The 25670-nt window shown below is 67.0% G+C and carries 26 protein-coding genes; 11 read left to right on the top strand and 15 right to left on the bottom strand.

The features are described from left to right. Position 1: 1 nt before the first annotated feature. From AAFF27_19275 to AAFF27_19240, 8 genes are all read right to left on the bottom strand, one after another. Positions 2–1522, bottom strand: coding sequence for an MFS transporter (locus AAFF27_19275; GenBank protein ID XAH22143.1), 1521 nt, complete (start codon positions 1520–1522; stop codon positions 2–4). 8 nt (positions 1523–1530) lie between these two features. Continuing rightward, on the bottom strand, positions 1531–2751 hold the full coding sequence (locus AAFF27_19270) for an efflux RND transporter periplasmic adaptor subunit (protein XAH22142.1): 1221 nt from the start codon (positions 2749–2751) through the stop codon (positions 1531–1533). A 13-nt stretch (positions 2752–2764) separates the two neighbouring features. Then, positions 2765–4255 (bottom strand): efflux transporter outer membrane subunit, encoded by a 1491-nt coding sequence (locus AAFF27_19265; protein XAH22141.1) that lies wholly within the window; start codon positions 4253–4255, stop codon positions 2765–2767. Between the two features lie 74 nt (positions 4256–4329). Then, positions 4330–4734 (bottom strand): DoxX family protein, encoded by a 405-nt coding sequence (locus AAFF27_19260; protein XAH22140.1) that lies wholly within the window; start codon positions 4732–4734, stop codon positions 4330–4332. Further along, positions 4727–5224, bottom strand: coding sequence for a nuclear transport factor 2 family protein (locus AAFF27_19255; GenBank protein XAH22139.1), 498 nt, complete (start codon positions 5222–5224; stop codon positions 4727–4729). Before AAFF27_19255 ends, AAFF27_19260 begins: the two co-directional genes overlap by 8 nt. A 168-nt stretch (positions 5225–5392) precedes the next feature. After that, positions 5393–5998 carry an isochorismatase family protein gene (locus tag AAFF27_19250; GenBank protein ID XAH22138.1) on the bottom strand — a complete coding sequence of 202 codons (606 nt, stop codon included), beginning with the start codon at positions 5996–5998 and terminating at the stop codon, positions 5393–5395. A gap of 54 nt (positions 5999–6052) precedes the next feature. Beyond that, complete coding sequence (locus tag AAFF27_19245; protein XAH22137.1) at positions 6053–6877, bottom strand: pirin family protein; 825 nt, start codon at positions 6875–6877, stop codon at positions 6053–6055. Between the two features lie 21 nt (positions 6878–6898). Next, the gene (locus AAFF27_19240) at positions 6899–7972 is read right to left on the bottom strand and encodes an alkene reductase (protein XAH22136.1); all 1074 of its coding nucleotides are present in this window, start codon (positions 7970–7972) and stop codon (positions 6899–6901) included. A 110-nt stretch (positions 7973–8082) separates the two neighbouring features. Here AAFF27_19240 and AAFF27_19235 point away from each other — a divergent pair, with 110 nt between their 5' ends. Together AAFF27_19235 and AAFF27_19230 are read left to right on the top strand one after the other, a co-directional pair. Further along, a complete protein-coding gene (locus AAFF27_19235; protein XAH22135.1) occupies positions 8083–8964 on the top strand; it encodes a LysR family transcriptional regulator in 882 nt (293 codons plus the stop codon). 24 nt (positions 8965–8988) lie between these two features. Further along, positions 8989–9546, top strand: coding sequence for an NUDIX hydrolase (locus tag AAFF27_19230; protein XAH22134.1), 558 nt, complete (start codon positions 8989–8991; stop codon positions 9544–9546). Here AAFF27_19230 and chrA read toward each other — a convergent pair. Further along, on the bottom strand, positions 9527–10894 hold the full coding sequence (chrA, locus tag AAFF27_19225; protein ID XAH22133.1) for a chromate efflux transporter: 1368 nt from the start codon (positions 10892–10894) through the stop codon (positions 9527–9529). The two genes, AAFF27_19230 and chrA, sit on opposite strands and share 20 nt — an antisense overlap. A 165-nt stretch (positions 10895–11059) precedes the next feature. Between chrA and AAFF27_19220 the strand changes: the two genes are divergently transcribed. Continuing rightward, a complete protein-coding gene (locus AAFF27_19220; GenBank protein ID XAH22132.1) occupies positions 11060–11794 on the top strand; it encodes a hypothetical protein in 735 nt (244 codons plus the stop codon). On the opposite strand, the gene AAFF27_19215 is transcribed toward AAFF27_19220, so the two are convergent. Both AAFF27_19215 and AAFF27_19210 read right to left on the bottom strand, forming a co-directional pair. Next, complete coding sequence (locus tag AAFF27_19215) at positions 11782–12144, bottom strand: DoxX family protein (GenBank protein ID XAH22131.1); 363 nt, start codon at positions 12142–12144, stop codon at positions 11782–11784. The two genes, AAFF27_19220 and AAFF27_19215, sit on opposite strands and share 13 nt — an antisense overlap. Continuing rightward, on the bottom strand, positions 12137–12796 hold the full coding sequence (locus AAFF27_19210) for a TetR/AcrR family transcriptional regulator (GenBank protein ID XAH22130.1): 660 nt from the start codon (positions 12794–12796) through the stop codon (positions 12137–12139). The genes AAFF27_19215 and AAFF27_19210 overlap by 8 nt, the downstream gene beginning before the upstream one ends. Before the next feature lie 123 nt (positions 12797–12919). Between AAFF27_19210 and AAFF27_19205 the strand changes: the two genes are divergently transcribed. Beyond that, positions 12920–14110: an aminotransferase class V-fold PLP-dependent enzyme gene (locus AAFF27_19205; protein XAH22129.1), complete on the top strand. Its 1191-nt coding sequence runs from the start codon at positions 12920–12922 to the stop codon at positions 14108–14110. Between the two features lie 444 nt (positions 14111–14554). On the opposite strand, the gene AAFF27_19200 is transcribed toward AAFF27_19205, so the two are convergent. Then, on the bottom strand, positions 14555–15160 hold the full coding sequence (locus tag AAFF27_19200; GenBank protein ID XAH22128.1) for a pyridoxamine 5'-phosphate oxidase family protein: 606 nt from the start codon (positions 15158–15160) through the stop codon (positions 14555–14557). Positions 15161–15296: 136 nt separating this feature from the next. Between AAFF27_19200 and AAFF27_19195 the strand changes: the two genes are divergently transcribed. From AAFF27_19195 to AAFF27_19180, 4 genes are all read left to right on the top strand, one after another. Beyond that, positions 15297–16169 carry a LysR substrate-binding domain-containing protein gene (locus tag AAFF27_19195; GenBank protein XAH22127.1) on the top strand — a complete coding sequence of 291 codons (873 nt, stop codon included), beginning with the start codon at positions 15297–15299 and terminating at the stop codon, positions 16167–16169. Positions 16170–16861: 692 nt separating this feature from the next. Beyond that, positions 16862–17395, top strand: a complete 534-nt coding sequence (locus tag AAFF27_19190) for a DUF4124 domain-containing protein (protein ID XAH22126.1) — start codon at positions 16862–16864, stop codon at positions 17393–17395. Beyond that, positions 17383–18030, top strand: a complete 648-nt coding sequence (locus tag AAFF27_19185; protein ID XAH22125.1) for an ATP-binding cassette domain-containing protein — start codon at positions 17383–17385, stop codon at positions 18028–18030. Before AAFF27_19190 ends, AAFF27_19185 begins: the two co-directional genes overlap by 13 nt. 43 nt (positions 18031–18073) lie before the next feature. After that, positions 18074–18439: a hypothetical protein gene (locus tag AAFF27_19180; protein XAH22124.1), complete on the top strand. Its 366-nt coding sequence runs from the start codon at positions 18074–18076 to the stop codon at positions 18437–18439. 467 nt (positions 18440–18906) lie between these two features. Here the strand turns inward: AAFF27_19180 and AAFF27_19175 are convergent, their stop codons facing one another. Both AAFF27_19175 and AAFF27_19170 read right to left on the bottom strand, forming a co-directional pair. Further along, a complete protein-coding gene (locus tag AAFF27_19175; protein XAH22123.1) occupies positions 18907–19815 on the bottom strand; it encodes a hypothetical protein in 909 nt (302 codons plus the stop codon). A gap of 52 nt (positions 19816–19867) precedes the next feature. Continuing rightward, positions 19868–20983 (bottom strand): AI-2E family transporter, encoded by a 1116-nt coding sequence (locus AAFF27_19170; protein ID XAH22122.1) that lies wholly within the window; start codon positions 20981–20983, stop codon positions 19868–19870. A gap of 160 nt (positions 20984–21143) precedes the next feature. On the opposite strand from AAFF27_19170, the gene AAFF27_19165 reads away from it, so the two are divergent. Together AAFF27_19165 and AAFF27_19160 are read left to right on the top strand one after the other, a co-directional pair. Continuing rightward, positions 21144–23561 carry a DUF3772 domain-containing protein gene (locus AAFF27_19165; GenBank protein XAH22121.1) on the top strand — a complete coding sequence of 806 codons (2418 nt, stop codon included), beginning with the start codon at positions 21144–21146 and terminating at the stop codon, positions 23559–23561. A 224-nt stretch (positions 23562–23785) separates the two neighbouring features. Continuing rightward, entirely contained in the window at positions 23786–24136 is a 351-nt protein-coding gene (locus AAFF27_19160) for an HPF/RaiA family ribosome-associated protein (protein XAH22120.1), read from the top strand. 74 nt (positions 24137–24210) lie between these two features. On the opposite strand, the gene AAFF27_19155 is transcribed toward AAFF27_19160, so the two are convergent. Then, positions 24211–24741 carry a MarR family transcriptional regulator gene (locus AAFF27_19155; protein ID XAH22119.1) on the bottom strand — a complete coding sequence of 177 codons (531 nt, stop codon included), beginning with the start codon at positions 24739–24741 and terminating at the stop codon, positions 24211–24213. A 110-nt stretch (positions 24742–24851) separates the two neighbouring features. Here AAFF27_19155 and AAFF27_19150 point away from each other — a divergent pair, with 110 nt between their 5' ends. Then, positions 24852–25652 carry an SDR family oxidoreductase gene (locus AAFF27_19150; protein XAH22118.1) on the top strand — a complete coding sequence of 267 codons (801 nt, stop codon included), beginning with the start codon at positions 24852–24854 and terminating at the stop codon, positions 25650–25652. Positions 25653–25670 lie beyond the last annotated feature (18 nt).

Below are 25670 nucleotides of genomic sequence, written 5' to 3'. Positions count from 1 at the left end.
TTCACCGGAAGACACGTTGCAACACGGACACCACCAGCGCGAGTGCCGCGACCCAGACCACGACCCAGAAATACTCGATGCCCGCCATCAGCGAGGCCTGCTGGCCGAGCTGCTGCGCCTGCACGGCCAGCGCGATCTGGGCGGCCTGGCCGGGCTCGTGTGAGGACGAGAAGAACTGGCCCAACTGCTGCAACTGCTGGACAAAGACCGGGTCGTGGCTGCTCATGCGCACGTTGAGCGAGCCGTACTGGACCGTGCTTCTCCATTGCACGAGCACGGTGGCAATGCTGGTGCCCATCGCCATGGCGATCTGGCCCAGCATGTTCTTGACCTGCTGGGCGTGGGAGAACAGCGTGTCTTCACCGGCCACATCGCGAAAGGTCTGCATCGCGGTGGTGGCCAGCACCAGCATGACAAAGCAGCCGTTCAGCGCCAGCGCCGGGAGTATGTGCCGCCACATGTCCGCCGTTGGCGTGAGCGAGGACAGCAGCCAGCCGAAGGCCGCCAGCGAGAAGAATCCCGCGACGAAGAACTTCTTCGGCGCTGGGTACTTGGGCAGCAGCCGCAGCATCACGATCCAGGTGAGCAATGAAGCCGCCAGCCCCATGGACTGGAACCTGCCAATCGTCTCCCAGGAATAGCCCAGGCCCACTTGCAGGAACGAGGGCAGCACGTAATTGTTGGCGCCCAGGATCACGTAGCTGAATGAGAACAGGGCCACGCCCGACACGTAGCGCGGGGTCATGAGCTGGCGGATCTTCAACAGGGGCCGCTCATGGCGGTGCTCGACATGGAAGTAGGTGTAGAGGGCGAATACGGCCAAGGCCGCGAACACCAGCAGGATGCTGGTGTCGTTGTAGAAGTCGTAGTAGGAGCGCTGCAGCACATACAGGAAGAAGAACGATGCGAGCGCCAGCAAAAGCACGCGCGCAGGGCTGGTGCTGGTGCGCTCGTTCTCGGGCTTTGGTTCCCCGGGAAGAAAGCGCAAGGAGAGCAGCGCGGCCAAGACCGAGCCGGCAATGAGAACCCCGAAGATCGCCTGCCAGGTGTCATGGGTGACGGCGATGGATGCCACCAGCGGTGCGGCTGCCGTGCCGCTGGCCAGGCCCATGGCAAAGACCTTGATGCCGACAAAGCGGCCCGGCCCCGGCGGGATGAGGTTGACGATGACGCGCGATGCCGTCATGAAGGAGGCGCCACCCAGGGCCATGACGACGCGCCCCGCTGCAAAGGTGTGCAGGTCGTGGCTCATGCTGCACAGCAGTGCGCCGGCGATGTAGATGCCGATCGAGCCGAGCACATAGTTGCGCCAGCCCAGCCGCTCGGTCAACCAGCGCTGCTTGGAGATGGCGACCACGGCCACGCAGGCGTAGAGCGCGGCGACCAGGCTGTACTCCTCCGGGCTGGCATTGATCTCGCCGCGGATCGGGACCGAGGCGAAGGCGATCATGCCGGTCTGCAGGAACTCGAGCGCGCACAGCAGGTAGACCGTCATCAGCAGTGCGCCATGTTTTCTGTACATGGGCGTGCCTATTTCTCTTGCGCTGTACGCGAGCCGCCTTCGTTGGCGTGGATGACGGCTTCCACGATGGCATCGGCGTCTCGCAACTCATGGTCGTAGACCTGGGTCTTGTAGGCGAAATTCGGTGCGACATCGGTGCGGATCATTTCTCCGTCGCGGCGGGCGGTATCCACCGACACGCGCATCGACAGCCCGACGCGCAAGGGTTGCTGGGCGACCTCCTTGGGGTCCAGCGCAATCCGCACCGGCACGCGCTGCGTCACCTTGATCCAGTTGCCCGTCGCGTTCTGGGCCGGCAGCAGCGCAAAGGCGCTGCCGGTGCCGGCATCCAGGCCCAGGATCTTGCCGTGGTAGACCACGTCGCGGCCATAGACCTCGGCCGTCAGCTCGGCCGGCTGGCCGATGCGCAGATGCGCCAGCTGCGACTCCTTGAAATTGGCATTGACCCACAGCTCGTCCAATGGGACGACGGACATCAGCGCCACACCCGCATTGATGCGCTGGCCCAGTTGCACGCTGCGCTTGGTGACGCTGCCCTCGACGGGGGAAAGAATGGAGGTGCGCGCCCGCGCGATGTACGCATCGCGCAGGTTGGTGGCGGCGGCCAGCACATCGGGATGCGTCCGCAGGCTGGTGCCATCGACCATGGCGCGGCGTTGTGCCAGCGATTGGTTCACTGCGGTCAGGGCGGCCTGGGCGTTCTTCAGCAGGTCTTCGGCATGGCTGATCTCCTCGCGCGAAACGGCGCCGCTGGAGGCGAGCCTGGCGCGCCGGTCCAGGTCGGTCCTGGCTTTCTGCACATCGTTCTGGCGTTGCGCCACTTCGGCCCGCAACTGCTGGACTTGCGAGTACTGCGTCCTGGCCATCCGCGTGGCCTTGGCCAGGGCCGTCTGGGCGCGCTCGAACTGGACTTCCTGGTCCACCGGGTTCAGCGTGACGAGCGGTGCGCCGGCCATGACGTGATCGGTGTTGTCTGCCATGAAGGCCGTCACGGTGCCGGCGATCTGCGACGTCACCTGCACGACGTTGCCATCCACGTAGGCGTCCTCGGTGTGCTCGGTATCGCTCGGCATGGCGTACCACGCAATTCCTGCGACCAGGAGGATCAGGACGATGGCCGTCAGCACCTGGTCGCGTGCCCGAAGCGGCACGGGCGTCTTGTTGCCGCCAGCGCCGCCTGCCGGACTGGACGGGGGCTGTGTTTGTTGGGGCTGGGCACTTTGACTCATTCTTGTGGACTCCTTATTCGTGGCTGCCGTTGCGGGGCGGCTCCGGGACATAGCCGCCGCCCAGGGCGCGGCTGAGGTTGGCCTCCAGCGCAAGGCCGCGGGATTGCAGTTGGACCAACTGGCGCTGCTGCGCGAGTGCATTGGTTTGCGTGGCAAGCACCTGGATGTAGGTGGCCAATCCCGCGGCATAGCGCTTGTGGACCAGCCCTGCGGCGTCATTCGAGGTCTGGACCGCGTCCCGCTGCTGCTCGATCTGTTCACGCAGCCAGCGGATCGACGAGAGCTGGTCCGAGATGTCGCGCAGGGCATTGACCAGCGTCTGGTTGTAGTCCTCTACCGCGATGTCATAGGTGGCGTCCTGCGCCGCCAGGTTGGCACGCAGCCTCCCACCGTCGAAGATGGGCAGGCTGATCGCCGGCCCCGCGCCCAGGATGCGGCTGCTGCCGTCGGCGAACACATCGAAGCCAAGGCTTTGGAAGCCCACAAAGGCTGACAGGTTGACGTTGGGATAGAAGCGCGCCTTCGCCCCTTCGATGTCGTGGCTGGCCGCCTCCACGCGCCAGCGCTGTGCCACCACATCCGGGCGGTGGCCCAGCAGCTCTGCCGGCAGCAGGCTGGGAATGCTCACCGTGTCGGGGCGCTTGAGTTGTGGCGTGCCGATGGCACGCCCACGGTCGGGCCCCTTGCCCAGCAAGGCCGCGAGCTTGTTGCGGCTCAGCTCCATGGCTTCGCCCAGGGCGGCAATCCTGGCGCGGGTGGCGGGGATGGAGGCCTGTGCCTGCTTGATGTCGATCTGGGAGTCCAGCTCGGCCTCGAAGCGCCGGTGCGTGAGCGAGAGGATCTGCTCCTGCTGCTTGAGCATCTGCTGCTCGATCGCAAGCTGCTCGCCGCCTTGCTGCAACTCGATGCAGGCCTGGACGATGGCCGATGACAGCATGAGCCGGGCCGCGTACCGGTCAACCTCCATCGCCTTCAGGCGGCCCAGTGCCGCGTCGACGGCCGCCTGGTTCTTGCCCCAGAAGTCCAGCTCGTAGCCCAGATTGAGCGTGCCCTGGTTCACCGTCTGCCAGGTGCCGGCAACCGGATGCGGTGTGGTGCCATTCGCACTGAAGCGCTGGCGCGTGCTGGCCATGTTGGCGTCCAGGTGGGGCATCTGCTGCGCCTGGGCCAGGCCTTGCAACGCTTCTGCCTGGCGCACACGCGCGGCGGCTGCGCGCAGGCCCGGGCTGTCTGCCAGCGCCTCGTCCACCAGCAGGTCCAGTTGCTTGTCACCGAACGACTTCCACCACTTTTCTTCAGGCCAGTGGGCGTCAGACACCTGGATGCCGCCCAGCGCATCCTGTGCCGCCAGCGCGGCTGGATCGCCGAGCATGGACGAAGGCCTGATGTTCCCGTGGGAGCAGCCAGCCAGCACCAGGGCGCCGGCCAGGGCCAGTGCCGCCAGAGGCAGGCCTTGCGATGGGCGGCGCATGGCGCGCCTGGGATACGGTGGCGGGGTTTTCATGGGGCCAGTGCTGTCTGGGGAGGTGAAAGGTCGATCACGGGGGCCAAGCTGCCGCAGCAGCCTGCTCAGCCGTTCTAAAGGTCCACAAAGGCGAACCTGCCGGGGCCGCACACGGCGAGGTAGAGCAGGCCGCCTGTCAAGGCGATGTTGCCGAAGAAGACGTTTTTCAACATGGCACGCATCTCTGCCGGTCCCTCAAAGGACCAGAACTGCAGGAAGCAAAGCGTGACAAAGGCGATGAACAGGGCCAGGGCCATGGCGGAAATCCGCGCATAGGCGCCCAGCACCAGCGAGGCAGCGCCCACCATTTCAAATATGCCGACCAGCACCGCGAAGAATGCCGGCGCAGGCAGGTGCAAGGAGGCAATCTGCTGCAGCTCGGCAGGCTCAAGCCGGAACTTGTCCAGCGCACTGGTGACAAACAGCGCAGCCAGCATGACGCGGGCAGCCAGCAGGCATAGATCCCGGGTATCAGTCATTTGCCAGCTCCTTTGAATGATCGACCGGAAACCCGGTACCCGTGAAGGCAGAGGTGTCGAGGAACCGGTATTCGTAGCTGCGGCGCTTGAACCGCCAACCGTTGGATTGCTTGACCAACTCGTCGCGGTAGATCGCCAGGTTCTCGTAGTAGTCCTGCTCGCCCTTGCCTCGCTCGCGCTCCGCGAAGCGGGCGCAAGCGCTGCTTTCTCCGGTGAACGAGACCACCCCTGAGTGCGTCAACTGGATGAACAGGGGCTTGGGCGCAAGCAGGCGCGTCAGCATCTCGACAATGGCCTCGATGCCATGGGCACTGGATGGGAAGGGCTGGCCTATCTCCCACACTGCATCGTCAGTCCACAGCTCCCGAAAGGCGGCGGTATCGCGCTCGTTGACGGCATCGGTAAAGCGGGCCGCGAGATTGCGGATGGCCAGTTCGTCTTCGATCTTCTGGAGCCGGCTCGCCAGCTCCTGCAACTGAACATGCTCCATGGGCGCCTCTGGCGCGCGTGGGGCGGGGCGTGGGGTAGGCAGCGGCGGCACGAAGCTTGTCCTTTGTGGCTGAGGTCAAATCCGGGGCATGCCGCCGGCGGCTGCGCAGCGCAGTCACAGAGTCGGCGGCAAGGCGTTTCTCACGGCTGCGGTTGCAGCCGGAGTGGCTTAGGCGATGCCAGCGCCCAGGGCCGGGAAGACGTCGGTGAACAACAAGGTGATCAACTGCTGCCCGTTCGGCGTGGACCAGTCCTGCGCGATCTCTGCCATCAGCGTGTTGGTGGCGGTGAGCACGACGCCCGCGTCATGCATGCGCTGGCGGGAGAGTTCTTCGGAAAGATCGCTGGGCGATCCGGAGGCATCCATCACGGCCTGCACGTTGAAGCCTTCGAGCGCGGCGTCGATGGACGGGAAGATCAGGCAGACATCGGTGGTGACGCCGGCCATGATCAGGTTCTTGCGCCCGGTGGCGAGCACGGCGTTGCGGAAGTCGGCATAGGCCCAGGCATTGACCACGCCGGGACGCTTGACCCGCGCCGCATGCGCTTCGGGCAGGATCTTGGCGATCTCTGGAAGGATCGGGCCCTGGGCGTTGTCTTCCTGGCTGGACGTGATCACGACCGGCAGATTGAGGATCTTGGCCATCTTGGCCAGCGCGATCGACTGCTTGGCGGCAAGCTCCTTGTCGATGTTCTTGATCAGCTGCATGGTGCCGACCTGGTGATCGATCAGCAGCAAGGCAGAGTTTTCAGCGGTGAATCGTTCAACTTTCATGATGGATCTCCTGGGAAGTAAATGGGGCATATGCCCCGGGTGGGCGGCGATTGGCTACAGCTTTCCAAAATCGCCACGTTGGTAGGCGGCGCTGGCCGCGATCAGGCCCTGGCGGCTTGCGAAGGCCATGGGGCCGTTCGACAGCACGGGTTGGCGCAGTGGCTCGCCGATGAACACGGCGAGCTTGGTGCCGCCGGCCGGGGCCGCGAGCGTGTGCGTCACGGCCTCTGTCGTCGCCACAAGAATGGGGGCACTGAGATCGTCAAGGCCGAAGCTTTCGCCATCGATTTCTGCGTTGCCGAGGATCGGCATGACCAGGGCCTTCTGGCCGGCAGCCAGGGGCAGCGCCAGGGTCGCTCCGGCGTCCAGCGAGATGTCCAGCAAGGTGACATCGGTTGGCAGCGTCAGCGGGGAGCGCACGCCACCAAAGCTGCCGAAGGGAATGCGCACCCGTGCGCCGGGGCCCTGCACCACCGGCACGTCCTGTGGGGCCAGGCTGAGCGCAAAGGGCGCTGCTTCTTGCCGGTCGCGCGGCAGGTTGACGAAGATCTGCAGCAGATGCACGGTGCTCCCCAGCACTGCCGGGTTCTCTTCATGGACCACGCCACGGCCGGCGGCGGTCCAGTGCAGGCCGCCCGGCTCGATCAGCCTGTGGTTGCCTTGCGAGTCGCGGTTGGCAATGCCGGTCTCCGAATCCAGGAACAGGTAGGTCACGGCCGAGAAGCCGGCGTGCGGGTGCGGCGGAAAAGTGGGGGCGCTCATCCAGGCGTGGTCAATCCCCAGGAAAGGGTCGAGCTGCGCCGGGTCGGAGCCATGCAGGCTGTAGGCCCGGAAGTGGCTCCCTCGGTTGGCGCGTTGCATGCGGGCGATGGTGGTCATGGCCGTTTGCTCCTTGTCGTCTCAGGCGGGTACCGCTGCGGCCAGTGCCGGATAGTCGATGTATCCCTGGGCGGTGGGCGGTGCAAAGAAGGTGCTGCGGTCCGGCGTGTTGAGCGCGGCGCCTTGGCGGAAGCGCTCTGGCAGGTCGGGGTTGGCCAGGAAGGCGCCGCCAAAAACCGTGGCGTCGGCCCGGCCTTCGGCCAGCGCGGCTTCGGCGCTGTCTTGCGTCAAGCCACCGCCGATCAGGTAGGCGCCTTCGAAGCGCGAGCGCAGCAGTGCGTGGTAGTCGACCTTCGGCGTGCCGAACAGGGCCACATGCAGATAGGCCAGGCCCCAACCGCGCAATTGGTCGACCAGATAGGTGTAGGTCTCTTGCGGCGCGGCATCCGTGATGCTGTTGTAGTTCATCTCCGGCGAAATCTTGATGCCGACACGGTCGGCGCCGGCCTCTGCGGCCATGGCATCCAGCACGTCCAGCACAAAGCGCGCGCGGCCTTCGACGGAGCCGCCGTACAGGTCTTGCCGCTGGTTGCTGCCCGACGACAGAAACTGCTCGGGCAGGTAGCCGGAGGCCGCATGCAGTTCCACGCCGTCGAAACCGGCCTCGATGGCACGGCGGGTGGCTTGGCGGTAGTCGTCGATGACGCCGGCGATCTCGGCCAGGCTCAGCTCGCGGGGTGTGACGAAGTCCACCTGACCGGCAGGCGTCCACGCCTGGCCTGCGGGCTTGATGGCCGACGGTGCCACGGGCGTGGTGCCATCGAGCAAGGAGGGGTGCGAGACCCGGCCGCAGTGCATCACCTGCATGAAGATGCGGCCGCCCCGGGCGTGCACGGCGTCGGTCACCTTCTTCCAGGCCGCAACCTGCACACCGGTTTCGATGCCGGGCGTATGCACGTAGCCCTTGCCCATGGCAGAGGGGAATACGCCTTCGGAAATGATCAGGCCGGCGCTGGAACGCTGGGCATAGTAGGTGACCGTCATGTCGCCGACCACGCCGTCAGCGTCGGCGCGCGAGCGGGTCATGGGGGCCATGACAAGGCGGTTCGGCGCCACGGTGCGGCCGATGCGAACGGGGGTGTGCAGTGGGCTCATATGGTGAATTCCTTGGCGGTGTGAATGCGATGGACGTATCTTTGATTAATCCGCGAGGGAGATAAAGACGGTAGGATGGCAATCATTGGTCCAAAAATGGCGCAATCAGAATGGAACTGCTGAACGACATGGCCTTGTTTGTGGAGGTTGCCCAGACGCGGAGCTTTCGCCGCGCGGCCGATGCCACGGGCGTGCCCAATTCCACCTTGTCCAGGCGCATCAGTGCGCTGGAGAAGGCCATTGGCCTGCGGCTTCTGCACCGCACGACGCGCAAGGTCGAGCTGACGGAGGCCGGCCAGCTCTACTACGAGCGCTGCCGGCGCATCGTGGATGAAGCGCGGATCGCGCACGAGCAGTTGGGCGAGATGCTGGCGCAGCCCAGCGGGGTGTTGCGCGCATCGCTGCCGGTGGACTTCGCCACGATTTACATGGCCCCGCTGATCGCGGAGTTCGCGCGCCGCTATCCCGGCATCAGCTTTGATTTCGACCTCACGCCCCGGCGGGTGGACCTGGTCGCCGAGCCCTTTGACGTGGCTATCCGCATGGGCGAGCTGGCGGACTCAAGCCTGATCGCGCGCCTGCTGGCGCGCCTGTCGGTGCATGCCTATGCCGCGCCGCGCTATCTGGATATCTCCGGCGAACCCACGCACCCCACGGACCTGATGCAGCACGAGTGCCTGGGCTTTCCCAAGGTTGGCAAATGGACGCTGCACCGAGGTGCGGAGACCGTGGAAGTTGACGTGGGCGGGAAGTTCCAGGTCAACAGCGTCGGCATGTTCCGGCGCCTGGCGACGCTGGATCTGGGCGTGATCCTGCTGTCCGAGGACATCGCCGCGGAGGATGTCGCGGCCGGCCGCCTGCGCCGGATACTGCCGGCCTGGCAGGCCACGTCGATACCGGTCTACGCCCTGACCGAAACACGTCTGCTGCCGGCGAAGACGCAGCGATTCATCGAGTTCCTGCAGGAACGCCTGGGCCATCAGAACACCTGATCCACACGACTGACTAGGCATGCCATGCGACAAGCCATACGCGCCGAGCTAAGCGCGATCAAGCCCCTTGACCTCCTGGAACAGACCCACCTGGCCGATGCCCTGGCCTGGGTCGATTCCGGCGCCGAGCTGTGCCGCACCGCCAAGCCGGCCACGCCGCCCAAGCATCTGGTGTCTTACTTCGTGGTGGTGGATGGCGACCATCTCTTGCTGGTCGATCACAAGAACGCGCAACTGTGGCTGCCCACCGGCGGCCATGTCGAGCCGGGCGAGCATCCGCGCAGCACGGTGCTGCGTGAGTTCGAAGAAGAGCTGGGCCTGGCCACCACCCAGGCAGTTGCGGCGCCGCTCATGCTCACCTGCACCACCACCGTCGGCCTGACCGCGGGGCACACGGATGTGTCGCTGTGGTACGTGGTGCAGGCCAGCCGGCAGCAGGCGCTGGTGTTTGACCAGGATGAGTTCCACGCGGTGCGCTGGTTCCACTGCGACGCCCTTCCGTTCGAGCGCAGCGACCCGCACCTGCGGCGCTTTGCAGAGAAATGGGCCGCGCAGCGGCGCGCTACGCGGGCAGCAGCGTAGCCGCCAGCCCGACCAGCGCACAGACCCCCAGCAGGGGCAGCACGCCCACCTTGAAGCGCAGCAGGGCCACCGCTGCCGCCACCGTGATGGCGGCCGACAGCAGGTCGAAGCGGCCCGCGAAGCCGCTGGGCCACAGCACGTGGTACGCAAAGAACATTGCCAGGTTCAGGATCACCCCGACCACGGCCGCCGTGATGGCCGACAGCGGCGCGGTAAAGCCCAGCTTGCCGTGCGTGGACTCGATCAGCGGGCCTCCCGCCAGGATGAAGACGAAGGACGGCAGAAAGGTGAAGAAGGTCACCACCGTGGCCGCCAGTGCACCCCCCAGGAACAAGGCGCCCGGCCCCAGCACCTGCTGCAGCCAGCCGCCCACAAAACCGACGAAGGCCACCACCATGATGAGCGGGCCGGGCGTGGTCTCGCCCAGGGCCAGGCCGTCCATCATCTGCGGCCCGGACAGCCACTGGTAGTGCTCGACCGCGCCCTGGTAGACATAGGGCAGCACCGCATAGGCGCCGCCAAAGGTCAGCAGCGCGGCCTTGGTGAAGAACAGGCCCATCTGCGCCAGCGTGCCATGCAGGCCCGTGCTGGCGACCAGCCCGGCCATGGCCAGCAGCCACAGCGCCGCGCCTATCAGCAGCACCTTGGCGATGAAGGCGCGCGACCACTTGGCATGCGCGGGCGTTGGCGTGTCGTCGTCGATCAGCGCCGGGCCATAGCCAGCCTGGACAGAGGCGTGGCCACCGCCCAGCGTGAACACGCCCGGCGCCCAGCGCGCACCAAAGTACCCCACCAATGCGGCGGCGATCACGATGATCGGAAAGGGCACATCAAACGCAAAGATGGCCACGAAGGCCGCCGCCGCAATGCCCCACATCCAGCGGTTCTTCAGCGCCCGGCTGCCCAGGCGATAGGCCGCCTGCAGCACCAGCGCCGTCACGGCCGGCTTGATGCCGTGGAAGGCGCCCGCCACCGCGGGCACATCGCCAAAGCGCAGATAGACCCACGACAGTGCAACCAGGATGAAGAGCGAAGGCAGCACGAAGAGCGCGCCCGCCACGATGCCGCCGCGCGTGCGGTGCATCAGCCAGCCGATGTAGGTGGCCAGTTGTTGCGCCTCGGGCCCGGGCAGCAGCATGCAGTAGTTGAGTGCGTGCAGAAAGCGCTTCTCGCTGATCCAGCGGCGGCGCTCGACCAGCTCGGCATGCATGATCGCAATCTGCCCGGCCGGCCCACCAAAGCTGATGAAGCCCAGCTTGAGCCAGAAGCGAAAGGCCTGGGCAAAAGAAACAGCCGCAGGCGCGGTCTGGGGTGCGGGGGAGGGTGTTGCAGGCGTAGCGGTGTCCACGGAAAAAACTCCGGTAAAGGTCACCAGCGCTTGGACGGGACACCGTCTACCTGTAAAGGCCGGGAGGCTGTGTTCCCGGAGCGGCGATGTTAGCAGCGCTTATCGAAAGCCATAGGCAGAATTCGCCCTGGCTTCCTGGCCCATTCATCACCTCTGGAGTCTGTCTTGCCGCCGCGTGTCGCGCCTTACGCCCAGGATTTCTTCGACCTGCAATTGCACTTTGCCCGCCGGGTGGCCGTGCTCTCGGGCCTGCCGCTGGCAAGCGTGCTGCTGGACTACACCAACCTCTATGTTCGCTTTGGTCTGGGGCGGGGCTTTGATGCTGCGCATCCTGTCTGGCGCGAGTATTTGGATGGTCTTGAGCGTTCAGCGGACCACGAGGGCTGGACCTATGCGTTCTACCTGGCGCGTGGGCCAGAGGTAGGTCCACCCGATGTCGTCGCTACGGTCGGCTGCTTCTCTTATGCCCGCGCGGGCGAGGGCCGCATCCGCCTGCATTTCCACAATGCCGAGGCCGACGGCCATGCGCCGCTGAGCGCGCAACGGCTTGCGCTGCGGCGCGCCGAATTGCACACATTGTTCGCGGCAGTCATGCAACTGGAAACCGAGCCGCCGCAGGTGCTGGGCACCTCGTGGCTCTACCACCTTGCGGCCTATCGCGGGCTTTTTCCCGGGGCCTATATCGCCTCGGCCACGCCGGCTGGCCCGCGCTTTCGGAACATGCCGCTGTGGGGGCAGTTTCTGGATCGGCAAGGTCAACTGCGGCAGGCGCCTGTTGTTGCGTTTCGGCATGCGTTGGCCCTGCAGGCGGGCATGCCGGGGCTGGGTGAGTGCTTTCCGCTGCAGCCGCTGGCGCTTGAGGCGCCGGCGTCGGTGTTCTTTGATTGCTATGCGGCGTAGCGCCGGGGCCAGGGCTTTGGCGTGACCCAGCCAAGCACCGCCGACAGCGCCAGCACCACCAGTGGTGGGAGCGCATGGGCGTACTCGCCATGCAAGGCCACGGTGGCGACCGCGCCGGACATGACCAGGCAGCCGAGCGCTGCGCCCCAGAACTGCGTGGCCGTCAAGGCCAGCAGGGCCGCAACCACAAGTTCCAGGCCGCCGGTGATGAAGTGGAACCAATCCGGGTAGCCCCAACGCCGGTAGTCTGCGGCGATCGGCTCCGGTGCCAGGATGTTGCCAATGCCCCCGAAGAGGAAGAAGGCTGCCAGTGCCCATGCAAGGGCGGATTTCCATGAGAACTTATGCATGCTTGCCTGCTTTCGTTGGGAGTGCGCCGCCCAGGAACAGGCTGACGGCCTGGTCGACGGTGGAGGTGAGCTGTGCGGGCCGCTGCCGCTTGGGCGCCAGGCCGACCAGGGCGCGCAACTGCGGCCCGGCCACTACCAGGCTGACAAACTGCGCGGCAAGGTCCGTGGCCGGCAGATCGGCCCGAAGCTGCCCGCCAGACTGCTGCTGCTCGACCCAGCGGGCGACGATGCGCATGGCGTGGTCCTGCCCGGCATGCAGGATGGCCTGCGCCAGCGCGGGAAAGCGCTGGCCTTCGGCCACCATCATGCGGTGCAGGGCAAGGGTGCGCGGCTGCAGCACGATCTGCAGCAGGCGGCGCCCGAACAGGGTGAGGGCGCTGGGCAGGTCTTCGCCTTGGATCTCCAGCGCTTCGAGCGGGCGCGCGAGGTCGGTGCAGAGCTGGGTGACGACCTCGATGAACAGGCCCTCCTTGCCGCCGAAATGGCTGTAGATGTTGCGCCGCGAGCCGCCGACGCGGGCGATGAGCGTGTCGATCGACACCGCCTCATAGCCCTGCTCCAGGAACATGTCTGCCGCCGTGTCGGTCAGCGAGCGCACGCGCGCAGCCCCGCGGGCGGTGCGATGGGTTTCCGTACTGGGGGCAAGTGGCATGGGTGGCGATTGGGTGGGTGAAGACTGAATGGTACTGCATCGTACCAATTTGGCGAAGAGCAGCATGCACAGGCTGCACCACAATGGCAGGCATAGATCAGCAGCCGACCTTAGCGATACACCATGCCCCTCCCTCTCACCTCCACCGCCGTAGACGCACTGCGCGCCCGCACCCCCGGCGCGCACGGCACCACGCATTTCAACCACGCCAGCGCCTCGTTGCCCTCTGCCGCCACGCTGGAGGCGATCCACGCGCACCTGTTGCGCGAAGCCATGCAGGGGCCGATGGAGGCGAGCCTGGCGGCGCGTGAGCAGACCGAGCACGCGCGCGTGCTGGCCGCGCAACTGTTCAACGCCCAGCCGGGCGAGATCGCGCTGACCGGCGGCAATTCGCCCGGCTGGGGAGCCGCTTTTGCCGCGCTGGGGCCGTGGCGGGCGGGCGAGCGCATCTTGGTCGGGCGGCAGGAGTGGGGCGGCAACCTGGCCACCATGCGCCTGGTGGCGCAGCGCGCCGGCGCAGTGATAGAGACCATTCCCTGCGACGCCAGCGGCGCGGTAGACCCACAGGCGCTGGAGGCCATGCTGGACGAGCGCGTGCGCCTGATTGCCCTCACCTGGCTGCCGTCCAACGGCGGCCTCATCAACCCGGCCGCAGCCATTGGGCAGGTGGCGCGGCGCCATGGCATTGCCTACTTCATCGACGCTGCGCAGGCCGTGGGCCAGGTGCCGATCGACGTGGCCCAACTGGGCTGCGATGTGCTGACGGGCGTGGGCCGCAAGGCGCTGCGCGGCCCCAAGGGCACGGGCCTGCTGTATGTGCGGCAGGGCTTCTTGCCGCGGCTGACGCCGGCTTTTGTCGATACGCGCTCGGCGCCGCTGGGCGATGACGGCGAGCCGGTGTTGCGCGACGACGCCTCGCGCCTGGAGCCCTCAGAGGCCTCGCTGGCACTGCGCTGCGGGCTGGCCAATGCCTTGCAGGAGGCGCTGGAGATTGGCGTGGACAACATCCGCGCGCGCATCAACAGCACGGCGCAGGCGCTGCGCGCGCAGTTGGCGCAGATCCCCGGCATCACGGTGCTGGACCAGGGCCGTGAACATTCCGGCCTGGTGTCCTTCAACCTGGCGGGTCACGACGCGGCAGCCGTGCAGCGCAGCCTGGCGGCGCAGGGCATATCGATTGGCAGCAATGGCGTGGCCTACACGCCGCTGGACATGAACGCGCGCGGCCTGCGCCAGGTGGCGCGGGCCTCGGTCAGCTACCTGACGACCGAGGCAGAAGTGGACCGGTTGTTGAGCGCGCTGCGTCGGGTCTGAGGGGCATCCTTCTCAAGGTCTTGTGATCTGTTGGGTTCCATCAGCGGTGTGGGACAGCCGAACAGCCGGCCCCCACCCCAACCCGCCCCCAGCGGGGGCGGGAGTCATGCAAAGGCCGAGCGCAGCGACGGCCCGGCTGGCAGTCCTGGGGTCCCCTCTGGGGCGTCGAGGAGCGGAGGAGTCGGCAGGTTGCCCGCAGCGCAGCGAAGGGACGGCGAGGACTGTTTGAGCGAAGCGAGTTCCGCAGCCGCCTGCCGACTTCGAGCACCGCAGAGCAGTCTGCGCAGCAGACCGCCACAGCGGGGTCGCCTTTTCTTTGCCTACTTTCTTTTGGCGAAGCAAAAGAACAGTAGGTCGCCCGCCGGGGCGAACTCCCGGCACCCGCCGCCCGCAAGGCAAACAGCGCAGGGATATCTCAAAGACCTTGAAAAGCATGCATCTGATTCACCACATCGTCTGCCGCGCACGCTCGGCCCAGCCCTGGTCGTAGGCAGCACCGTCGATGCGGCTCATGCCGGCCAGCAGCTCGCCCGGGCTGGGTAGGCTCTTGGGGTCGATATGGCGTGCCGGGTTCCATAGCTCGGCGCGCACGATGGCGCGGGCGCACTGGAAGTAGACCGCCTCTACCGACAGCACCAGCACCGAGCGCGGCGGCTTGTCGTCCACCGCAAAGCTCTGGCACAAATCCGCATCCGTATCCAGGTGCGCGCGGCCATTCACGCGCAGCGTGGTGCCCAGGCCCGGCAGCAGAAACAGCAGCGCCGCACGCGGGTCGCGCACCACGTTGCGCAGGCTGTCCACGCGGTTGTTGCCGCGCCGGTCGGGCAGCAGCAGGGTGCGCGCGTCTTGCATGCGCACAAAGCCCGGCAGGTCGCCGCGCGGTGAGCAGTCCAGGCCCTCGGGCCCGACCGTGGCCAGCGCGGCAAAGGGCGACGCCGCAATCAGCGCCGCATAGGCCGGCGTGATGTGGTCTGCCTCTTTCACCAACGATGCCTCGCCCGGCTCCCCATACAGGGCGGTGAGCTGCTCCACGGTCTGGATGATGGCCATGGCTGTTTCCTTGGAAATGTGAGTAAATTGCACTAATTTGTGCCTATGAGAGTAATCATTCCCAAACTGGGATTGGGCTTCAATCGAGTTGTTTGCATAAATAGTTGAGTTAAAATCACATAAAAGGAGTGCGTCCATGGCGCGTCTGCTTCCGTCCCTGTCAGCGCTGCGGGCCTTCGAGGCGGTCGCCCGGTTGGGCTCGGTCACGCTGGCCGCGCAAGAGCTGGCGCGCACCCACGGCGCGGTCAGCCGCCAGTTGCGCACCTTGCAAGAGCAGGCCGGCGTGCCGCTGTTCGACAAGGTTGGCACCGGCCTGCGGCCCAATGCTGCGGGCACGGCGCTGCAACTGGTTGCGGCGCAGTCGCTCGACGTGCTGGAACAAGGCTGGCGCGACCTGCTGGACGAGGCGCGTGCGCCGGCCCTGCACGTGGCCTGCAGTGCCACCTTTGCCATGCGCTGGCTGGTGCCACGGCTGGGTGGTTTTTATCGGCGCTATCCGTCGGTACGCGTGCGCTTGTCGATGACCTCGGCACGTGAGATTCGCTACCAGGGCGCAGACCTGGTGATCGCCTGGGACCGCAGCGGCTTCCCGCCGCAGGACGAGGCGCGCGCCATTCGCCTGGGCGAGGTCGCCTTCGGCCCGGTGCATGCGCCGGGCTATGCCGCGCGCGTGGCCAAGGGCACGCTGCGCTGCCGCACCGGCATCACGCATGAGTACACCTCGCGCGCCTGGGACAGCTGGCGCGAGCGCTCTGGCCTGCAGGCAGAGTGGAAGGAAGAGCTGCGCTTTCCACACACCCACTTGTGCATAGAAGCGGCGGTGGCCGGCCTGGGCGTGGCCCTGGTCGAGCAGCGCCTGGTGGCCGACGACCTGGCCACCGGCCGCCTGCTGGCGCCTTGCGGTTTCACCCCTTTTCCTGACGGCCTGGCTGCCATTCCCACGTCGGCGCGCGCCGCGCTGCCCGCTGCGCAGGCCTTCGTCGCCTGGCTGGCGGAAACACTGAAGTAATTTGTGCGCAGAGTTATGCCCGCGTGCTGTGTGCCACTCTGTGGATAAGCGCCTGCACAAGCGCTGAAACCCGCGCCAGCACTGGCTTTGCACGCGCTGCCTAAATGGGCGGCAGTGGCTGCGGCGGCTGCAAATGCGTGTTGACGGGCCGCGCAAAAAGTGCTTTTGCCGTGGCGGGGCGGTGGCCTCATGTCGCCACGCCGATCCAGCCAGCGCGCAGCGCGTGCAATGGCGTGTGCGCGCATGCTGCACCAGCCCCATCAAGTTATGCCCGCGCACTGTGCGCCACTCTGTGGATAAGCACCTGCACAAGCGCTGAAACCCGCGCCAGCATTGGCTTTGCACGCGCTGCCTAAATGGTTGGCAGTGGCTTTTCTGGCCTGGAAGAAGGGCTGAAAAGTGCCCAATGCCTGCCGCATGCACAGGGTGGAGTCAAGTTCATTTGATTGCATGTAATGGCCCGCAGCCACTGCCTGCGATGCCTGCCGCGCAGGGCACGCGCGCCGTCCAAGTTATGCCCGCGCGCTGTGCGCCACCCTGTGGATAGCCCCCGGTATAAGCCGCAAAAGCCGCGCCAGCATTGGCTTTGCGGGCGCTGCCCAAATGAGTGGCACTGCGTGGCGTTGCGCGCGACGCCGCGTCTTCCGCGCACGGCCACGTTACGATGGCGCGAACTGCAACGGAGAACCGTAATGACCATCCTGTGGCGCGCCGCTGCCATGGTGCTTGCAAGCCTCGCGGCCTCGCCGGCCTGGGCCATCTACAAATGCGTGGGGGCAGACGGCAAGGTCAGCTACCAGGACGCCGCATGTCCCAAGAGCGCAAAGGCCTCGCAGGTCGATGTGTCTGCGCCGCTGCTCTCGCTTCCGCCAACCAAGGTGCAAGGCAGCACGCCGGGCCAGAGCGAGGCCGATCGGCTCAACGACTTGAGCGCAGAGAGCGAGCGCGAGCGCCGCCGGCGCGAGCTGGAGGAGCGCGTCGTCCCCAACGCCGAGGCCGCGCTGGCGGCCCAGCGTGCGCAGTGCGCGCAAGAGCAGGCCGACGCCGACCCGGCCCGTGAAACCTATCTGGAAACCATGGGCGAGGCCGCCGAGCAATCCGGCACCGTGGTGCCGCCGGGCATGTTCACCACCATCGCCGAGCGCTGCAACGCGCAGGAGCGCGAGCTGCTGGACGCGCTCGACAATGCCCATCGCGAATGCGGGGTGTACCAATGCCAGCGCTGAGCAGCCTGACCCGCACCGGCGTGCTGCATCTGCAAGACCTGCACTTTGCCTACCCGGGGCAGCCGGCGATCGCGGCCGGCTGGTCGGCCTCCATCAATGCCGGCGTGACGCTGCTGCACGGCGACATCGGCAGCGGCAAGTCCACGCTGCTGCGCGTGCTGGCCGGCGCCTTGCCCGCAACTGGCCGGCTGACGCTGGCAGGCACATGCCTGGGCGACGACCCCAAGGCCTATCGGCGCCAGGTGTTTCTTTGCGACCGCGCAAGCGACGCGTTCGACCAGGTGAGCGCACGCGCCTGCACGGCATCGCTTGGCGCAGACGATGCCGGCTTTCGCCAGGACCGGTGGCAGGCGCTGGTCGACGGCTTTGCGCTGGCCCCGCATATCGACAAGCCCCTGTACATGCTCTCGACCGGCTCCAGGCACAAGGTCTGGCTGGCCGCCGTGCTGGCCTCGGGCCGCGCGCTGATCCTGCTGGATGAGCCCACCGCAGGCCTGGACGCCGCATCGGTGCGCTGCCTGTGGAGCGCGCTCACCGACCTGGCCAGCCAGCCGGGGCGCGCCATCGTCATCGCCAGCACCGATCGGATCGACCGGGTGCCGCTGGCGGGCTGCATAGAGTTGCCGCTGGGGTGAGGCCGTTGCCGATCAGGCATCGCTACGAAGGTCCCTGCTCACCATGCGCAGCACTACTTCACTGCTGAGCCTCCTGCTTGCCCTCGCGCCCGCGGCGGCTTTGGCAACGGCGGACGAAGACCAGGTGGTGGCGCTTGGCAAGAACAGGTTCTGGACTGCAACCCCGTACTGGCCCGCTAGCGGCGGGCTGGAGCATGCAAAGAACGCGGTGTTCATGCGCGCTGCCAGGTGGTGCGAGATGCGGGGCCTTCTGGTGGCCAGCACGCGCGCGGTAGACACCCGGGAACCCTATCGCCCCAGCGAAAAAGCGGTAGGCACGTATGAAGTCTTCTTCGCGTGCATTGGTCCCGATTTCCCGCGAGAGAACTCTGTCATTCCACAGGCGCCGGCGCTCCCGGGCGAGCGTTAAAACGTGTTTGCGATCTGTACTGCGCTGTGCCTTGCAGGCGGCGGGAGCCGGGAGTTCGCCGCGGCGGGCGAGTAACTTTCTTTCGCGTCGCCGAAAGAAAGTCACCAAAGGTCGCGAAGCGGGGCTCCGCTCACTTTGCAAAGCGAAGTTATGCGGAGACCAAAAGGCGACCCCACGTGCTGCGTCCCCTGCGCTGGCGCTCCGGGGCAACCTGTGGTACTCGCGTCAGGCGGGGTATCGCCCAAACTCGCCTTCGGCTCAAACAAGGGCGATCCCTGATCCGCCTGCCGCTGCGCTCCTCGGCGCATCCCGAGGGGACCCGGGATAGCCGCACGGGCCATCGCTGCGCTCGGCCTTTGTATTACTCCCGCCCCCGCTGGGGGCGGGTTGGGGGGGGGCTGGCTGTTCGGCTGTCCCACACCGTTGATGGAGCCGAGCAGATCGCAAGACCCTGAAAGGGATGGTTCTTAGCGCCCGGCCGGCAACTGCCGGAACTCGTCGCGCTTCATCACCAAGTATTCGTCGCGATCGATCTCGTGCAGTTGCTGCGCGTAGCGTTCGGTGGCGTCAAACCAGGCGGCCAGGCGCTGCTCGCGCTGCTGCGCCAGGCTGCTGCCGGCCAGGGAGTCGAGGTAGGCGTCGATGGCCAGGTAGTAGCGCATGGTGTTGCGCTCGACCACGGCGCGCACGCCGCCGATGTAGGCCGGCTTGCCATCGGCCGCGCTGCCGGTGGTGGTGAAGCCGCGCTTGCCGCTGCCTACGGTGGCCAGGTAGCCCTTCATGGCCAGTTGCGCCGCGATGCCGTAGGCGTAGGAATAGTCCATCGCCAGGAAGGTCTTGCCGCCCGGCAGCGGCACGGCCTGCAGGCTGATGCGGTAGTCCGAGGTGGCCAGGGGCCCGCGCTCGGCGCGCAGGCGCAGGTCCAGGTAGTCGGCGCTGGCCGTGGGCGACGCAAAGGCCAACTCCACCCGCTGCGCCTGCACCAGCGGCTGGCCGTGCTTGCGGCCGAGGTACACCGCCAGCACCGGGCCGGCGCTGCCCTGGCGCACTTGGCACTGCTTGACGTTGAGGTGCAGCATCAGCACCTCGCACCAGCTCTGCGGTGCTTGCAGCGCTGCGCTCACGGTGTCGAAGGGGTGGTCCACCACGGCCTGGACACGGCCGCTGAGTTGGCCTGCGGCCTCGGTCGAGTCCAGCAGCAGCGGACGGCCAAAGGGGCTGCGCTGCAAGGCCGGGCCCAGCTCCGCGTAGCGCGCCTGCAGGGCGGCGGCGCCCGGGCCGGCTGCATGTGCCAGCAGCCCGGCCAGGCCCAAGGCCCCGGCGGCACAGCCGTGGGCCAATATGCGAAGAAAGTGGAGGGCAGGGCGCCGGGGCATGGCCCATCTTGGGCCAGGGCCGCTGGCGCGGGGGCAGCAGATGTAAGTGTTGTCAGCCTGCCGGTGGCTTGGGCAATTTGGGCGGGATCGCACTGGCGGCCTTGGCGGGTGCCACCGCCGGTGCTTCGCGCGAGGAAGAAAACAGATCCCACACCGCAATGAACATGGCCGCAATCACCGGGCCGATGACAAAGCCGTTCAGCCCAAACAGCGCCATGCCACCCAGGGTGGAGATCAGCACCACGTAGTCGGGCATCTTGGTGTCCTTGCCCACCAGCAATGGGCGCAGCGCGTTGTCCACCAGCCCGATCACCACCACGCCCCAGACCACCAGGCCCACGCCCTTGGCAATGGCGCCGGTGGCCAGGAAGTAGATGGCCACCGGGCCCCAGACCAGGCTCGCACCCACGGCGGGCAGCAGCGACAAAAAGGCCATCAGCACCGCCCACAGCATGGCGCCGTGTATGCCCAGGAACCACAGCGCCGCGCCGCCCAGCGCGCCCTGCACCAGGGCCACCACGATGTTGCCCTTGACCACGGCGCGGATCACGGTGGCAAATTTCTCCAGCAACTGCTGCTTGTGCTCTGCGTCCAGCGGGATCGCTTCCTTGATGCGCAGCGACAGCGCGGTGCCGTCGCGCAGCAGGAAGTACAGCAAATACAGCATCACGAAGAAGTTGACGATGAAGTCGAAGGTGTTCTGCCCGATGTTCAGCGCCTTGCTGGCAATGGCCTGGCTGCCTGAGGTGAGGTTGGAGGTGAGCTTCTCCTGCAGGCCGCCCAGGTCGGATATGCCAAAGCGCGCCAGCAGATCGGTCAGCCACTGCGGCAGGGAGCCCAGCACCTGCTGCGCATAGCGGCCAAAGTTGAGCTCGCCCGACTGCATGCGCTGCACCACGTTGGCGATCTCTTGCACCAGCGACACGGTGATCAGCGCCACCGGGATGATCACGATCACCAGGCAGATCGCCAGCGTGGCAAAGGTCGCCAGGTTGGGCCGCTGCGGCATGCGGGCCAGGATGCGCCGGCGCAGCGGCGCAAACATCAGCGCCAGGATGGCAGCCCAGAACACCGCGCCGTAGAACGGCCACAGGATCCAGCCGAAAGCCACCGTGATGCCTATCAGCAGCAGGATAAAAGTCTTTTGTTCAAGCCGCGGAGAGGTCATGGGCAGGGGGGCCGAAGGCCGAGCGGGGAAAGCGGCATGCTACCTGCATCGTTGCGTGCCATCGCGCCGCCGAACGAATTGTGACGGCGCCCGCGCCCGGCACCAGACAATGGTGCGCCCTTTTGCCCGCCACGCTCGTCTCCCCCGAAGGATCTGCCGGATGCCCGTTTTGATGCGCCTTTTCTCATCTTTGCCGCTGGCGCGCGCATGCCTGCTGGCACTGTGCCTGGCGCTAGCCGGGGAGGCTCCCGCCTGGGCCGATGCGAGCGCCACCGCAGCCTCCGCCGACGACGTGCTGACCAGCGCCCGCCAGACCTTGGCCGACATCCAGAAGCAGCTGGATGGCGACACCACCGACGATGCCCTGGTAGAGCTGCGCACCAATGCCCTGCAGGTGCAGGCGCAGGCCGAGCAGGTGGCCGCCGACCTGGCGCCGGCCCTGGCCAAGGTGCAGGCGCGCCTGACCGAACTCGGGCCGGCACCTACGGCCAAGGGCGTGGTGGAGGCCGCCGACATCGCCGACCAGCGCGCCAGCATGGCAAAGGACCAGCAGCAGCTGGATGCGCAACTCAAGCTCGCGCGCCTGCTGTCGGTGGAAGGGGCACAGGCCGCAGACCAGTTGGCCGAGCGGCGGCGTGCGCAGTTCACCGCGCAGATCGGCGAGCGCACCGCCTCCATCCTGGCGCCGCCGTTCTGGCGTGAGCTGCGCGCCAACCGGCCGCGCGACCTGGGGCGGCTGCAGCAGTTGGAGCAGGCGCTGGCCGATGCCGCACGCGCCACCGCGCCGGGTGTCTGGGCCGTGCTGCTGGCGGGGGTGGTGGCGGTGATCGCGCTGCGCTTCTGGGTGGTGCACCTGCTGCTGCGCTTCACGGCCGCGCGCGTGCCCGCCGGCCGCTTGCGGCGCTCGCTGATGGCCCTGGTGCTGACGCTGCTGAACGTGGCCGCGCCGACCGCGGCGGCGCTGCTGCTGCGCGCCGGCTTTACCTGGGAGGGCAAGCTGTCGGAGGCGCTGGACCAGTTCCTGCTGGGTGGTGTCGGCCTGGTGTGCTTTGGCGCCTATGTGGCGGGCCTGGGTGATGCGCTGCTGTCCACGCGGCGGCCCTCGTGGCGCCTGCCGCCCCTGTCTGATGGCGTGGCGAGCGTGCTGGCGCCGTATCCGCCGCTGCTGGCCATCGTTTTGGTGGCGGGCTGGGTGATGGAGCAGCTCACCGTGCTGCTCAATACCGGCCTGGCCACGGCGGTGGCTTTTGAATGCATGTCGGCGCTGCTGATGGGCTTTTTGCTGGCCCATGGCATGCGCCGCGCAGAGCAGCGGCACCGCGCCGAGCTGATCGCGGCCCAGCCCACGCCCGCAGTGCCCGCCGCCGTGGCGCCCGGCAGCGTGCCCTGGGCCACGCTGGGCGCCACGCTGGTCTGGGTGGTGCTGGGGCTGAGCCTGGCCTGCCTGCTGGTGGGCTACGTGGCCATTGGCAGCTTTGTGGTCAAGCAGATCGCCTGGATTGCCACCGTGGTGGCCTCGGTCTACCTGATCAATGCGCTGATCGACGACGTGTTCGTGGCCTGGCTCGGCAGCCCGCGCGGCACCGCCGACCTGGGCGGCGAGGACACCGCCACGCGCATGCGCGCCCAGGGCGCGGTGCTGCTGTCGGCGCTGGGGCGGCTGGCGGTGCTGTTGGTGGCCTTGGTGTTGGTGCTGGCGCCCTTTGGCCAAGGGCCGTTGGACCTGGCGCAGCGCGCCGTGCAACTGCGCGACGGCATCGCCATTGGCGAGGTGCACCTGCAGCCCGGCACCGTGCTGCAGGCGCTGGCAGTGTTCGTCATTGGCGTGGTGGTGGTGCGGCTGCTGCAGCGCTGGCTGCGCGACCGCTTCCTGCCCACCACCGGCCTGGACCCGGCCATGCGCGATTCAGCCACCACGCTGCTGGGCTATGTCGGCAGCATTGGCGCGTTTGCGCTGGCGCTGTCGGCCATCGGGCTGGGCTTGGAGCGCATTGCCTGGGTGGCCAGCGCGCTGTCGGTCGGCATTGGCTTTGGCCTGCAGGCGGTGGTGTCCAACTTTGTCTCGGGCCTGATCCTGCTGGCCGAGCGGCCGGTGAAGGTCGGCGACTGGGTGTCGCTGGGCGGGGTCGAGGGCGACATCCGCCGCATCAACGTGCGCGCCACCGAGATCCAGATGGGCGACCGCTCCACCGTGATCGTGCCTAACTCCGAATTCATTACCAAGACAGTACGCAACGTGACCCTGGGCAGCCCGCTGGGCCAGGTCACGATCAAGTTCCCGATGCCGCTGGACACCGACGTGGAGCGAGTGCGCGAGATCGTGCTGAACGCCTTCAACGCCCACGAAGGCGTGCTGGACAACCCCGGCCCCAGCGTGTTCCTGGACGGTATCGAAGGCGGCATGCTGGTGTTCAACGCCACCGGCTCGGTCAGCTCGCCACGGCAGAGCTACGGCGTGAAGAGCGCGCTGCTGTACGAGATCCTGCGCGGGCTGCGCGAGGCCGGGCTGCCCATGTCGTCCAGCAAGCCGCAGATGGTGCTGCGGGAGGTGGCGGCGCCTGCGCCATCGGCGGGGTGAGCGGGGAAAATCTGAAGGAAAAGTGCCTCTAGCCCAGACCCTGCCTGGGCTATTAGCTATCTATTTGATAGTTATGCGTTGCCGCTCCAGCAGCGCTTCCAGCGTGGCCCGCATGCCTTGTGCGCAAACCGCGTAACCAAGGGGCAACACTTGGCGCCATCGCGGCCAGCGCGCACACTGGAGCCGTGTTTTTCTGACCGGCCACATCAAAAGGAACGGACACCATGCAAGTACAAGTCCACACCCACAGCGGCATAGAAGCACGCGAGGCCACCGAGCGCTGGGCCTCCGACGAACTGAACCAGGGGCTGGCCCGCTTCCGCGAGGACGTCACCCGCATCGAGGTGCACCTGAGCGACGAGCACCATGGCAAGTCCGGCACCGAAGACACACGCTGCGTGATGGAGGCGCGCCTGACACGCCACCAGGCCGTGACGGTCAGCCACCACGCGACGGGCGTGGACGAGGCCTTTCGCGGTGCGGCGCGCAAGCTCAAGCATTCGCTGGAGAGCGCGCTGGACCGGCGCGGCGACCACCGCGACCGCGAGTCGATCCGCCACGACATGCCCGAGTGAATGGGGCGCGTGGCATCCCTACGCGCATCTCCCAGCCGGGACCCAACAGGAGGCTGAGCAGGGCGCCGCGCGCGTCAACTCGCCGATTTGTATGCGGCCAGAAACGCGTCGGACGCCACCTGATCGGCCAAGGCCCTCAAGTTCGCAGCCGAGGCCGGGCCCAGAACGGCTTCCACCCGGTCGTTGGTTGCGATCCAGCGCACCGTTGCGTCTGAGAGCCGAGTCTTGCCAAGCGGAGTGAGCACACTGTGCTTGGTCCGCCGGTCTTTCGCGTCCGGGCGCAACTCGACGAACCCATCGCGCACCAGCGGCCTGAGCGCATGGGTAAGCGCCGACAGCTGGATCGCAAGCCGGGCCGCCAGCTCCTGCAGCGTCGGGCCTTGCTGATCGGCACCCGTGAGCTTGTCTATTTCCGCCATCAGCGCGAGCTGCGTCGCTTTGAGCTCCAACGGCGCCAGCGCTTCGTCGTACAACTGGCCAAGCCTGCGGGCCGCGAGGCGCAGCGCAGTGTTGGTGCAGACACGCCCACCCAGGATGTCCGGCTCATCTGCGGCCGGCTTATCCGGGCTGTTTTGGGCTGCAACGGGTGCTGTGGTGATTCCCATGTTTTAAAAATGGTTGAGTGCTGCACTATCAGCAAGAGGTGGCTGACCAATCTTACATTTGAGCCCTCAACCTTTTTGGTTGAGCCCTCAATTTTATTGGAAAACCATCAATGACCAATCCCAGCTCCAGGAAAGTCGCTCTTGTCACCGGGGCTTCCTCCGGCATTGGCGCCGTCTATGCGGATCGCCTCGCCGCGCGTGGCTACGACCTCATTCTTGTCGCCCGACGCGCCGACCGCCTGGAAGCCCTCGCCGCAGCAGTCTCGAAGGCGCACGGCATCAAAGCCGAAGCTATCGTGGCCGACCTGACCAACGCCCAAGACCTGGCGCGGGTCGAGGCAGTGTTGTCGACCAATGGCGACCTGCGTGTCCTGGTGAACAACGCCGGCCTTGCGCGCCTGGCGCCGGCTGCCCAGATGCCTGCAAACGACGTGGGCTCCCAGATCGCCCTCAACATCACCGCACTGACGCGCCTGACGCAAGCGGTGCTGCCTGCCTTCATTGCAAGAAACGAGGGGGTGATCGTCAACATCGCGTCCGTGCTGGCCGTCCACTCGCTGCCCATCAGCGCCATCTACAGCGGCACCAAGGCCTTCGTGCTGCAATACAGCCGGGGCCTGCAGGAAGAGTTGGCCGGCACCGGCGTGAAGGTGCAACTGGTCTTGCCGGCATCGACCGCCACCGAGATCTGGGACCTGTCGGGTGTCCCGCTGGCGGCCCTCAACCAGGACGCCTTGATGACGACCGAGCACATGGTCGATGCAGCGCTCGCGGGCCTGGACCAGGGCGAGACGATCACCTGGCCGTCAGTCGCCGATGCCAGTCTGTGGGAGAAGTACGAGGCCGCGCGCTCCGGACTATTCGCGGGCTCCCAGGCCGGAGCGCCGGCGCCTCGCTACCTGGTCGGCTGAGCCCTCCGGCCCCGGCTC

Source organism: Xylophilus sp. GW821-FHT01B05, from assembly GCA_038961845.1.
Classification (GTDB): Bacteria; Pseudomonadota; Gammaproteobacteria; order Burkholderiales; family Burkholderiaceae_C; genus Xylophilus.
This window is presented reverse-complemented; position numbering and strand designations above follow the sequence as displayed.